Source organism: Mesorhizobium qingshengii (genome assembly GCF_027563465.1).
Classification (GTDB): domain Bacteria; phylum Pseudomonadota; class Alphaproteobacteria; order Rhizobiales; family Rhizobiaceae; genus Mesorhizobium; species Mesorhizobium qingshengii_A.
Map to the genome: position 1 here is coordinate 65,925 of NZ_JAPFQA010000022.1, position 10,726 is coordinate 76,650.

General features: G+C 59.6%; 11 protein-coding genes. 7 read left to right on the plus strand and 4 right to left on the minus strand.

The genetic code is table 11. The features are described 5' to 3' along the window. Positions 1-39: 39 nt before the first annotated feature. Complete coding sequence (lgt, locus tag OOJ09_RS28835; protein ID WP_269908456.1) at positions 40-894, minus strand: prolipoprotein diacylglyceryl transferase; 855 nt, start codon at positions 892-894, stop codon at positions 40-42. A gap of 221 nt (positions 895-1,115) precedes the next feature. Here lgt and OOJ09_RS28840 point away from each other — a divergent pair, with 221 nt between their 5' ends. The 5 genes from OOJ09_RS28840 to OOJ09_RS28860 all read left to right on the plus strand — a co-directional run bounded on the left by OOJ09_RS28840 (position 1,116) and on the right by OOJ09_RS28860 (position 6,488). Further along, a complete protein-coding gene (locus tag OOJ09_RS28840; RefSeq protein WP_269908457.1) occupies positions 1,116-2,075 on the plus strand; it encodes an NAD(P)/FAD-dependent oxidoreductase in 960 nt (319 codons plus the stop codon). An 89-nt stretch (positions 2,076-2,164) separates the two neighbouring features. Continuing rightward, a complete protein-coding gene (locus OOJ09_RS28845) occupies positions 2,165-2,686 on the plus strand; it encodes a signal peptidase II (RefSeq protein WP_269908458.1) in 522 nt (173 codons plus the stop codon). Between the two features lie 4 nt (positions 2,687-2,690). After that, on the plus strand, positions 2,691-3,065 hold the full coding sequence (locus tag OOJ09_RS28850) for a hypothetical protein (protein ID WP_269908459.1): 375 nt from the start codon (positions 2,691-2,693) through the stop codon (positions 3,063-3,065). A gap of 476 nt (positions 3,066-3,541) precedes the next feature. Then, entirely contained in the window at positions 3,542-5,332 is a 1,791-nt protein-coding gene (locus OOJ09_RS28855; protein WP_269908460.1) for a DUF882 domain-containing protein, read from the plus strand. Between the two features lie 364 nt (positions 5,333-5,696). Continuing rightward, positions 5,697-6,488 (plus strand): DsbA family protein, encoded by a 792-nt coding sequence (locus tag OOJ09_RS28860; protein ID WP_269908461.1) that lies wholly within the window; start codon positions 5,697-5,699, stop codon positions 6,486-6,488. A 239-nt stretch (positions 6,489-6,727) separates the two neighbouring features. Here OOJ09_RS28860 and OOJ09_RS28865 read toward each other — a convergent pair whose 3' ends face one another. Together OOJ09_RS28865 and OOJ09_RS28870 are read right to left on the minus strand one after the other, a co-directional pair. After that, positions 6,728-6,973: a hypothetical protein gene (locus OOJ09_RS28865; protein ID WP_269908462.1), complete on the minus strand. Its 246-nt coding sequence runs from the start codon at positions 6,971-6,973 to the stop codon at positions 6,728-6,730. 37 nt (positions 6,974-7,010) lie between these two features. Next, on the minus strand, positions 7,011-7,310 hold the full coding sequence (locus OOJ09_RS28870) for a hypothetical protein (RefSeq protein WP_269908463.1): 300 nt from the start codon (positions 7,308-7,310) through the stop codon (positions 7,011-7,013). Between the two features lie 415 nt (positions 7,311-7,725). Here OOJ09_RS28870 and OOJ09_RS28875 point away from each other — a divergent pair, with 415 nt between their 5' ends. Both OOJ09_RS28875 and OOJ09_RS28880 read left to right on the plus strand, forming a co-directional pair. Next, positions 7,726-8,703 carry a L,D-transpeptidase family protein gene (locus OOJ09_RS28875; RefSeq protein WP_420107567.1) on the plus strand — a complete coding sequence of 326 codons (978 nt, stop codon included), beginning with the start codon at positions 7,726-7,728 and terminating at the stop codon, positions 8,701-8,703. 436 nt (positions 8,704-9,139) lie between these two features. Then, positions 9,140-9,694 (plus strand): L,D-transpeptidase, encoded by a 555-nt coding sequence (locus OOJ09_RS28880; RefSeq protein WP_269908464.1) that lies wholly within the window; start codon positions 9,140-9,142, stop codon positions 9,692-9,694. Here the strand turns inward: OOJ09_RS28880 and tnpC are convergent. Next, the coding region (gene tnpC, locus OOJ09_RS28885) for an IS66 family transposase (protein WP_269908465.1) at positions 9,625-10,726 on the minus strand (1,102 nt) is incomplete at its 5' end. The genes OOJ09_RS28880 and tnpC overlap by 70 nt on opposite strands.

The window sequence follows — 10,726 nt, forward strand, 5'->3', positions numbered from 1 at the left end:
ACGCCTCGATCAGGTCGACGATGCGGGCCTTCAGCCGTGTCATGCCGGCTGTGACTGTGGCACCGGCTTGGCGGTCGCCATCGCCCAGATGCCGGCCAGCACCATCGGCGTGGACAGGATCATGCCCATGGTCAGCCAGTTGGTGCCGAGGAGATAGCCGAGTTGCTGGTCGGGCTCGCGGAAGAACTCGACGAAGATGCGTGACAGGCCATAGCCGCAGATGAAGGCGCCGCCGACGAAGCGCGGGGTCTTCAGCTTCAGGCGCGAATGGGTGAGGATGCGCAGCACGAGGAAAAGCACGACGCCCTCGAGCAGGGCCTCGTAGAGCTGGCTCGGATGGCGGGCAAACGGCCCGCCATTGGGGAACTCGATCGCCCACGGCACATCGGTCGGCCGGCCCCAGAGTTCGGAATTGATGAAGTTGGCGACGCGCACCAGGCCGAGGCCGACCGGCACACCGGCGGCCACGACATCGAACAGCGACCAGGTGCGGATGCCGCGCTTGATGGAAAACAGCGTCATGGCGAGGGTGACGCCGAGCAGGCCGCCATGGAACGACATGCCACCTTGCCACACGGCGAAGATGTCGAGCGGGTGGGCAATGTAGCGCGGCAGGTCGTAGAACAGCACGTAACCGGTGCGCCCCCCCAGCACGACGCCGATGGCCGCCCAGACGATGAAATCATCGAGGTCTTCCGGCTTCATCGGCAGGATGCCGTCGGGCCACAGCTTGGCATTGGCGGCGAGCCGCTTGGCATACCACCAGGCGAACAGGATGCCGACGATGTAGCCGACGCCGTACCAGTGCACCGCCAGCGGGCCGATCTGGATCAGGATCGGGTTGATGTTGGGGAAGGGCAGCGAGGCCAGCGGCAGCAGGAAATATTCGTTCAACGGGGAGCTCTCGGTTGCGGTCGCATTGGGCGCGGACCATGCGGCAGGGTTTTGCCGGGGTCAAGGCAAGCCTGTGCTTGCATTCCGCGTCGCGCGCGCTAGCTCAAGTCAAACAGTGACTTTCCTGCAGGTCGACCAATCGGGAGCAGTATGAATGGGACCGCTTCGCGGCTACTTCCACTCGTCTCGCCTGGGAGGGCGAAGTGCTTCGAGGCAAAAACTTGACACTCGCTGAGCCTATCATAGATTTTGGTCCTGCTGAAACATCCAGCAAACCGCTCGACTGCCTCGTCATCGGCGCTGGCCCGGCAGGTCTGACCGCTGCCATCTATCTTGCGCGATTTCATTTATCGGTCCTCGTCATAGACGCCGGCAGAAGCCGTGCGGCTTCAATTCCGATGTCACACAACGTTGCTGGTTTTCCAGAAGGGATCTCAGGCCCCGCGCTTCTCGCGCGTATGCAAGAGCAAGCACAACGTTATGGCGCCGCCGTCCGCAAAGGTGAAGTTTCCAGTTTGAGAATGGAAGATGATGTTCTGATCGCCAATGGAACGAATTTCGCCGTGCCCGCTCGAACCGTTCTTTTGGCAACAGGCGTGGTCAATCGACGCCCCACGATTCCTGATGATCTGCATGACGAGGCGCTGGCTCAAGGACTGTTGCGATATTGTCCGATATGCGATGGCTATGAGATGACCGATCGACGTATTGGGGTGATCGGAACTGGCGCGAGGGGTCTACGTGAAGCGGAGTTCTTGCGCAGCTACAGCGATGACGTGACGCTCATCGCTCCGGATGACGTGCATGATCCTGACGTAGCAAAAATGGTGCCGCTCGGAGCCAGCGGAATCAAAATGGTTAACGGGCCCTGTCTCCGATTTCTCCTGATGCAAGATGAGATTATTGTCGAGTTGCCTGGTGGGCGGCTCACTTTTGGAGCTATTTACCCGGCTCTTGGAACTGACGTCTGTTCGCAGCTCGCGCGTTGCGCAGGCGCCCACCTATCAGCAGATGGATGCATTGTCGTCGACCGTCACCAGAGAACCGACGTGCCAGGCCTCTACGCCGCTGGCGATGTAGTAGTCGGGCTTGATCAAATCAGCAATGCAATCGGGCAAGCCGGGGTCGCCGCCGCCGCAATTCGGAATGATCTGGCCGGCTGGCGCGCACTGCGACGCTGATTTCTTCTAAACAGATGGGTCATGATTGCGGCTGGGTTTTATTCTAAGCGCATGTCATAGGTGCCTGATTATGGCCAAAGAGTAGAAGTTTGAGAAACGAAAGCAAGCGAGATGTCGCAGCGGGGCGGCTCCGCCCAGGCAAGACTCTGGCGGCAATCGTCTCCGTGGCAGCGTTCGTGCTCGACTTGGGGACAAAGAGTTGGGTGCGCGCGTCGCTTCCATCTCCCGACGGGCTCGACCCATTGCCGTTTTTGGCGCTGCGCCCGCGGTACAACGAGGGCACGACGTTCGGCCTGCTGTCGGGCGGCACCACATCAAGCCTGACGGTTTTAGTGACTGTAACCGTGCTTGCCGTCGTCGGTCTTTGGTGGTGGGTCGCGCGTGCGCAAGGGCCACGGGTCATCCTTGGCGCTGGCCTCATGGCAGCCGGCGCACTCGGCAATCTCGTCGATCGGCTGTCCATAGGGATGGTGACGGATTTTATAGGTCTGCATGTGGGCGGTTGGTATTCCGTCATCTTCAATCTGGCCGACATTTGGGTGGTTCTCGGTTCGATTCTGGTGTTCTTTGGCTCGCGTGGGATACACAAGAAAGGTCCCGACGAAGCCTAGACAATTGGTCAATGGACTGCGACACCAGCCGAACTTCAGGATCACCGCCAGGGATCAGAAGAAAGCCGTCAAACCCCTGAGTCTCAGCCAGCTTGAGCAGGAAGGCAACGGCGCCGTCATCGTCGGAGCCGGGCCACGTCATCTGCCGATCAGCGTAACGCGAGAAACGCGGCAAAGGGGTATCGGCGCTCACCAGCCAGACCGGCACCTTCTGCGCGCCAAGGCTCCTGGCCAGCGCCAGCGTGCCATGCGCCCCACCAAGAATGATAACCCCGGCGGGCCGACTTTTAGCATATTCGCGCATCTCCACCTGAGAGAGCATCGGTCAACCCACCTGTTGGCACCTGGTCAATGGTCGGTGCGCAAGCAGGCCGATTGACTTGGATTGTGAATCCGTAGCCCAAGCTTGTTAATTGACTGCCCGGGATCATTCCTCTCCATGACCTCGACAAAACACTTCGGCGCCCTTCCTGTTGCGTAGGGATCTTCGATCAGCGCCATTGCCCATGGTCACTCCGGTGGAGGGCAAAACATCCGCAGTTGCTCCACGTGAATGCAGTTGGCACGCCCACAAGCTGCCTGACCGATCCGCACTCGCGTAGCGGTCGTCTACCAGCTGTTTGAGCCCATTGCCCTAATCTTCAATTTACCATTAAATCTAGCGCACAATTTTTGACGGGATATCGCCACGGTGTTACCGCATTTCAACTCCAGTAAGCGATGATTAACCATTAGGATCGATACCGGATGTGAGAACCACGCATCCGTTTGGGCAAATCCGGGGACAAACGGCAGCCTGCAAGGCCTTTTGATTTGAACCAAGTCGAACGACATAAAAACGGGCGGCACCATCACATGAGCGTCTGGCCGAGATGGCTGGCAGCGGTGATTCTCGCCTTTGGTTTTCTTGCAACGGCTGCGACCGGCGCCAGCGCCGAGACACGTTCGCTGAAACTCTATCATCTGCACACACAGGAAAAAGCCGAGATCGTCTTCAAACGCAATGGGCGCTACGATCCAGAAGGTCTCAGGAAGATCAACATCATCCTGCGCGACTGGCGTCGCAACGAGCCGACCAAGATGGATCCGCGTTTGCTGGATCTGGTCTGGGAAGCGTATCGCGCCAGCGGCGCCACCGACTACATCCAGGTCGTATGCGGCTATCGCTCGCCGGCGACGAACTCGATGCTGCGCAGCCGCAGCAGGGGTGTAGCTAAAGAAAGCCAGCACATGCTCGGCAAGGCGATGGACTTCTATATTCCCGGCGTGCCGCTGAAGAAGTTGCGCAATATTGGGCTCAAGCTGCAGGGCGGCGGCGTCGGCTACTATCCGACGTCCGGTTCACCATTCGTCCACCTGGATGTCGGCAATGTGCGCCACTGGCCGGGCATCAGCCGCCAGGAACTCGTCAGCCTGTTCCCCAACGGCAAGACGCTGCATGTGCCGAGCGACGGCAGGCCGCTGCCTGGCTATGAACTGGCGCTTGCCGCCTACAAGGCGCGCAAGGGTGCTGGCGCTCCCGCCATCGAAATGGCCAGCGCCGGCGGTGACACCAGAAAATCTGGTGGCCTGCTGGCGGCCTTCTTCGGCGGTGGTTCCGACGAGGCGGACGACAGCGTAGACGTGGCTACAGCCGCACCTGCTCCCAAGCCAAGGAACTTGAAGCCCGCGCCCGCCTCTAAGAGCGGCGACATTGCCATCGTGGCGCCGCAGGATGCCAAGCGCGCCAAGAATGCCCAGGCTCCCGAAGATGTGCCGCAGGCAGTCGATGACCCGGCACCGCAGAAGGACACACCGGAGACGATCATAGCGGCGCTGCCAGCGCGCAGCATTCCACTGCCTGATTTTGCCCCGCGCTCGAAGGCGGATGCCGATGCGACGACGCCGGAAATTGTTCCGTTCGACGTAGCAGACGCCGCCACCATCGAGCAAACGGTGGCGATGGCTCAGGCCCCAGCCAACATTCCTTCCGGCATGGCGAATCCGTCCACCGTTGCCGATCCAGCGCAGGTGGCGACCAACAACATTCCGCTGCCGAGCTGGCGTCCGGACCATTCATTGCCGGCTGATCTTGCACCGCGGGACAAGGACGTGCTGTTGGCGCTGGCGGACACGGCATCACACGACCAGACCGCCACCGATGCCTTCTCGGTGCTGCCGCCTGCGCGTCCGGATGAGGTTAAGGCCGTGCTCAAGCAAGCCAGCGCGACCGACGCATATCAGGTGGCCTCGCTCTCCGGGCCACGCTCGGCGTTCAACAACCCGTCGGGGGTCGACGCCACATCGCCCCGCGATGCCATCGCTGCCCGCCCGGCTGGTTCCGATCCGGCTCCGGCGATCGGCACAGGCGTGAAGACGACGCGCAAGGAATCCAGGGCCACCGCCCACGACCTGAAGCATAATCCCAAGGCGGTGGTGGTTGCCGCCGCACCGCAGGCCGCCCGCTGGGCGTTGAACAGTGGCGAAAACATCGCCACCGTTTCCAGCGCAACGACGGCGCCGCGCTATGCCTACAACATCGTGCATAGCCCGCCGAGCGAGGTGTACACCGCAGGCTTCCAAACCGACAACCAGATGGCCGATGCCAACCGGTTCACCGGCAACGCCGTCAGGTTCCTTTCGGTCGCCCGCTTCCAGACCAAGTAACGGTCTGACCAACCACCCAAAAAGCCGCGCCGCAGGCCACCCGTCGAGCCCAAATTCGACACTCAGTCAGGTCCACCAGCGATGACGGCAACGATGCAGACTTTGGTAGCGCAGTGGCAATGACTGTGAAAGCGGGCCGCGATGCGGTGCCTGCTCCAAAAAATGCGATGATTGGAATATACGACGAAGACGCAAGGAAAAGCCTCGGCTTCAAAATCTGCTTCGCGGATTGCGTTGGCGTTCAGGTCATATTTCTGGTCAACGGTATCTTGAGAGTTTCAGCGAGGCCATCGCTAGGTGCGTTCGTTAAGGGAGTCATTAACACGCCGCGGCAGCCAGACGCCGGCAAGGGGTGAGCGCTAACATGACCAATCAAAACACAAACGAAACGCACAGCGCCCCGGTGGCAAAGTTGTCGGGGCGCGATCTGCTCACGCCGCTCGCAATCATCGTCGCCGGCCTCATGGTCTCAGGGTCGATCGTGTGGAGCAGCCGGCCGCCGCCGCAACCCGCGGGCCTGGAATCCATCGCTGCCGCGCCACCGACGGACACTGTCGCGTCTCCGGCGGAGCCTGCCCAGCCACCGGGTCCGGCGGCGGATATCGCGAAGGTCAATCTGCAGGGAGAGCCATTCATCGGCGACGCCGATGCGCCGGTCGTGGTGGCCTACTGGTTCGACTACCAGTGCCCGTTCTGCCGAGAGACAGAGGAGACCATTCTTCCCGATCTGATCAAGGACTACGTCGATACGGGCAAGGTTCGAATCGTGTTCAAGGACTTTGAGTTCCTCGGACCCGACTCCCAGACCGCCGGCGCTGCGGCCCGTGCGGTCTGGGAAACGGCGCCCGACAAGTTCCGCGCCTGGCACAAGGCGATGTTCGACAAGCAGGACGACGAAAACGCCGGTTGGGGAAAGAAGGACGACATCATCGCCTTGACCAAGGCGATCGCCGGGATCGACGTGGCGAAGGTCGAGGAACTGATGACCAGCCGGGCGGCCGACTACGATAGGGCAATGCAAACCGATGAGGCCGAAGGTAACGGCATGGGCGTCGAGGGCACGCCGGCTTTCCTGGTCGGCAAGCAAATGATGGTCGGGGCACAGCCCTATCGAGTGTTGAAGGCGGCAATCGATGAGGTGCTGAGCACAATGTAACCGAGTCAGCTGGCAAGGCGGGCTCGCATCGTGCTCTAACGGCTACTCCTATCCATGAGCCACGCAACTGGGTTGCCATCGGTCCAATGGCTGGCCGATCGGGCTAGGAAACCAGCAACATTCCGTCTCATGCCATGAGCATGACGGCACGGTCAGTTTCGACGCCCGGGTTCGAACAAGACCGCTCCGGCTGAATCTCAGCTGGAGCGGTCTGTGACAGACAAGATGTCTGACCTGGATTAGGCCTTCTTGGGGGCAGCCTTTTTCGTCGTGTGCTTCTTTGCAACTGGGCACTTATGCTTCTTGGTCACCTTGCAGGCTTTCTTGGTGGTCTTCTTCGGAGCAGCCTTCGCAGGCGCAGCTGCCGGAGCAGTCGTCGTAGCAGCGGGAGCCGCTGTCGTGGTGGCAGCGGCGTTGCCGAGAGCCGGCATCGAGAAGGCGAGAGCAACGGCGAGACCGAGAGCGGAGAGGAGGGACTTTTTCATAGCTTCGTTTCCTTTTTTGTGCAGATCGGGTTGAGAGTCACTGATCCGCGTCGATCGGTGTCACTCCTAGCAGTTTCAAAGCATTTGCGAGCATCCGGATTCCCTGTGCCTGTTTCTTGATGGCGCAGTACCGATTTCCCCTCCTTTGAAGTGCTTTCGCCGCGGTGACCTGCGTTGCCGTGGCATGAGTTTTGAGTGCGTCATCAAATTGGTGGCTGAGATTGCTGCAACGCTCAGTTCGGGTGATCGCGACCTTTGCGTCCGAGCGTTCGACCGCAGCCGCTAAGAGCGATAGGCCGAGCAACGCACCCATCAAGCTGATCGAAACCCTTTGCATGGTTTGGCCGCACATCCCGAAGATTAGTGTCGCAGCCGATGATCTGACCGCACACTCCACCTATGCCCTCGAATTCTTTTCGGAAGTTTTTCCGGATTGTAGAATTTTGTTTCTGGATTGTTTCTGCGGATTCGTCGTCAGATCGGCGCATGGCGGTCTCCGCCCAATGCTGTCACCGTCGCAAAGACCGCCTCACTACTCACAGCAGGGACGGCATGGTCCGAGTTGGCTACCACGGACTGACACGAAGCCAGTAGACGGAATCAAATTTTTCGTTAACCCTGCTGACGGACAATGCTGCTGCTGCTATCAGCACGTCCCGCGAGATCCAGACTGGCCGTATCGGGCCAAGACTGGAAGTTGGACCTAAGGGGAACGAGATACGGTGCTTAACAAGCTGCCCAGATTCTTGATTATGTCAACGCTGGCAATTTTCATGTCAGGGTGCGTGTCGACCGTTCTTGACGTTGCCGACAAGGCAAACCAGCCAATCAATGCAAGCCTCGTCAGCGATATGAGCAGGCGCAAAATGACGCCTGCCGACCCGATTCTGGTCCGCATCTTCAAGGATGAAAGTGAGTTGGAGATCTGGAAACGCGATCGCACTGGGCGCTACGCGCTCTTGAAGACCTTTCCGATGTGCCGTTGGTCCGGGAAACTTGGACCGAAGACCAGGAACGGCGATCGGCAAGCTCCAGAAGGATTTTACACGGTCTCCGCAGGCATGCTGAATCCAAATTCGCAGTATTATCTGTCGTTCAACCTCGGTTACCCGAACAAGCTGGAAAACGCCCTTGGCTACAGCGGCGAGGCGCTGATGGTTCATGGCGCCTGCTCATCATCGGGATGCTTTGCGCTCACGGATGCCGGCGTTGCGGAAATCTACACGGTCATCCGGGAAGCCATAAGGGGCGGCCAGACAGCATTTCAGGTGCAGGCTTTTCCATTCCGGATGACCCCGGAGAATATGGCAAAGAACCGAAACGACCCCAACTATAGCTTTTGGACAAACCTCAAGCAGGGCTACGACAATTTCGAGGTCACGGGGCGACCGCCTAAGGTCTCTTACTGCGGCAGACGGTATGTTTTCGACGCGGAGTTTGAAGGTGGCGATCCACGCGATCCACTGGCTTCATGTCCACCTCTGCTAAATTCGGAAAATGGTGCAGTGGCCGCTCGAGACGATGCTGATGCACGAAAGACGGAAGCGCTTCTTGCCTCCGGCACAGCCCTCGAAGCTCATGCCTATTCGGATGGAGGCATGCACCCAAGCTTCCGGAAACTTCTCCAAAGCCGCGGCGCAGCTGCTCTCGCCAAGAAAACCTCATTGGACGACGTGCCTATCAGCCGTCCGGAGGCCGCGTTGGCGGACCCGCATCGTCCGGGCGAATGAGGCTTTTGGGGGCGCCCCTTTCGCCGAATATTTGGTCATGAGATATTTATTGGTCCGAACCGGTCTGGCCTTTCTCTCGCTGATCCTGATTTTGCATTTCGGTGCGATATTGGAAGTCGCTCGCGCTTGTACGCTTGATGTCGCGCATGTGCCGCCCAGTGCGACCAGCTCTCCGGTAAGCGCCTTTTCTGCCCGCGATGCTCAAGATCGCGATAGGAAAACAGGTTCGGCCTTCCACGGATCTTCACTGTCAGTTTGACGCCGCTGTGGCTCAAACAAGCTTGAAAGGTAGGGTTCCATTCAGGCGAGCCGCATATGTTCCAGCCGAAATATGCCTCGTCGGCTCCACGGTCGACGTCTCCAACAAACCTCCCAGCATCGAAGTGCATAGCTGACAACTACCACCAATTCAGTTGTGCCTCAGATGAGGGAAAAAATGTTCAATCGTCGTTCAGTGATGTTCGGTTTGACCGCCGTCATCCTAGCTCCGCAAACGGCCCTTGCCGCTAAGGTCAAAAACAAATTTGTGCTCGACGCCAAATTTATGCCGCAACTTGTGGATTTTCCGAGCATCTACGCGATCGGATCTGTGGTCGTCGATCCCAAGAATCGCTTCCTGTACCTTGTTGAAGCAACAGGAGTGGCCAGGCGTTACGGTGTCGGCGTGGGCCGGGCAGGTCTCGCTTGGTCAGGGACAGCGGAAGTCGCCCGAAAGGCAAAATGGCCAAGCTGGACGCCAACGAAGAATATGATCAAGCGCTCCCCGGAGAAATACGGGAAGTACGCCGGGGGTGTCGCGGGCGGTCCAAGCAACCCGCTTGGTTCGCGAGCCCTTTATCTTTATCGTAAGCGCGAATTTCCCCGCACGTTGACGCCGTCCTTTCAACGACGGTCGCTTTCAGACGGACGCGTCCGGGCGGATCAGGCTGCAGCGTTTTTGGCGAAGTTGAAGGGCAGCAGGTCGTCGATATCAGTATCGACAGCGCGTTGAGGCAATTCGGTGAGGACGTGGCGCAGCCACGCTAACGGCTCGACGCCGCAGGCGCGGCAGGTCAACATCAGGCTGTAGATGACGGCGCTGGCCTTGGCTCCGTCGACGGTATCGCTGAACAGCCAACTCTTCCTGCCAGTTGCAAAAATCCTGATGTCACGCTCGAGAAGATTATTGTCGATCGGCATGCTGCCGTCCTCGGTGTACCGAGTCAGATATCCCCATTGGTTCAGGGTATAGGAGACGGCGTCGCCGAGCTTGCTGTCCGGCAAGACTTTTGGGGCGATGTCGTCGAGCCATGCCTTGAGAGCATGGAGGATGGGGACACTATGTTGCTGGCGGAAGCGGTGAATGCAGTGATCTCGCGTTTCGCCGTCATCGGGGATTTCGTTCCGCGCCTGCCTTTCAACCCGATAGAGCTGTTCGAAGAACCGGAGCGCCTGTTCCGGCGGGCCGCCGCCTTTCTTCCTCGCCTTTAGGGCATCGACGAAGCGCCGTCTCGAATGGGCCATGCATCCAAGATGCGTTGCCCCTTCCAGCGTGCGCCAAGCGGAATAGCCGTCGCTCATCACTATGCCGCGGTAATCGCCGAGGAAGGTCTGCGGGTGTATCTGGCCGCGACCCGGTTGATAATCGAGCAGCACGATCGGCTCGTCACTGTCCTCGCCGCTCCGGTATGCCCACATGTACGAGGTGCTGGCGGCCTCTCGATCCTTTTCCTTCAGCACCTGGACCGTGGTCTCGTCACCATGGATGAGGGGCTGCGATCTGAGCCGCAGCTTCAGCGCGTCATAGATGCGGGAGAGATGTTTTTCGCTCGAGCCGATCACCCAGTGACCCAGAGCGCCTCGGCTGACAGGAACACCTGCGCGCTCGAAGGCCTGCGCCAGGCGGTAGAGCGGTGTGCCGTCGACATACTTATGAACGAGCGCGAAGGCCAGCGTCGAGGCCGTAGCGATGCTGCCCGGCAAAGGTTGCGTGGGCATCGGCGCGATCACGACCGGCGTGTTGATCCCAGTGCGGTCGCAATGA

What these genes read in the sequence shown, in the direction of transcription:
- OOJ09_RS28855 (WP_269908460.1), top strand. Translation starts at nt 3,542, where the DNA reads ATGAGCGTCTGGCCGAGATGGCTGGCAGCGGTGATTCTCGCCTTTGGT.
- OOJ09_RS28860 (WP_269908461.1), top strand. Translation starts at nt 5,697, where the DNA reads ATGACCAATCAAAACACAAACGAAACGCACAGCGCCCCGGTGGCAAAG.
- OOJ09_RS28865 (WP_269908462.1), bottom strand. Translation starts at nt 6,973, where the DNA reads ATGAAAAAGTCCCTCCTCTCCGCTCTCGGTCTCGCCGTTGCTCTCGCC.
- OOJ09_RS28870 (WP_269908463.1), bottom strand. Translation starts at nt 7,310, where the DNA reads ATGCAAAGGGTTTCGATCAGCTTGATGGGTGCGTTGCTCGGCCTATCG.
- OOJ09_RS28875 (WP_420107567.1), top strand. Translation starts at nt 7,726, where the DNA reads ATGTCAACGCTGGCAATTTTCATGTCAGGGTGCGTGTCGACCGTTCTT.
- OOJ09_RS28880 (WP_269908464.1), top strand. Translation starts at nt 9,140, where the DNA reads ATGTTCAATCGTCGTTCAGTGATGTTCGGTTTGACCGCCGTCATCCTA.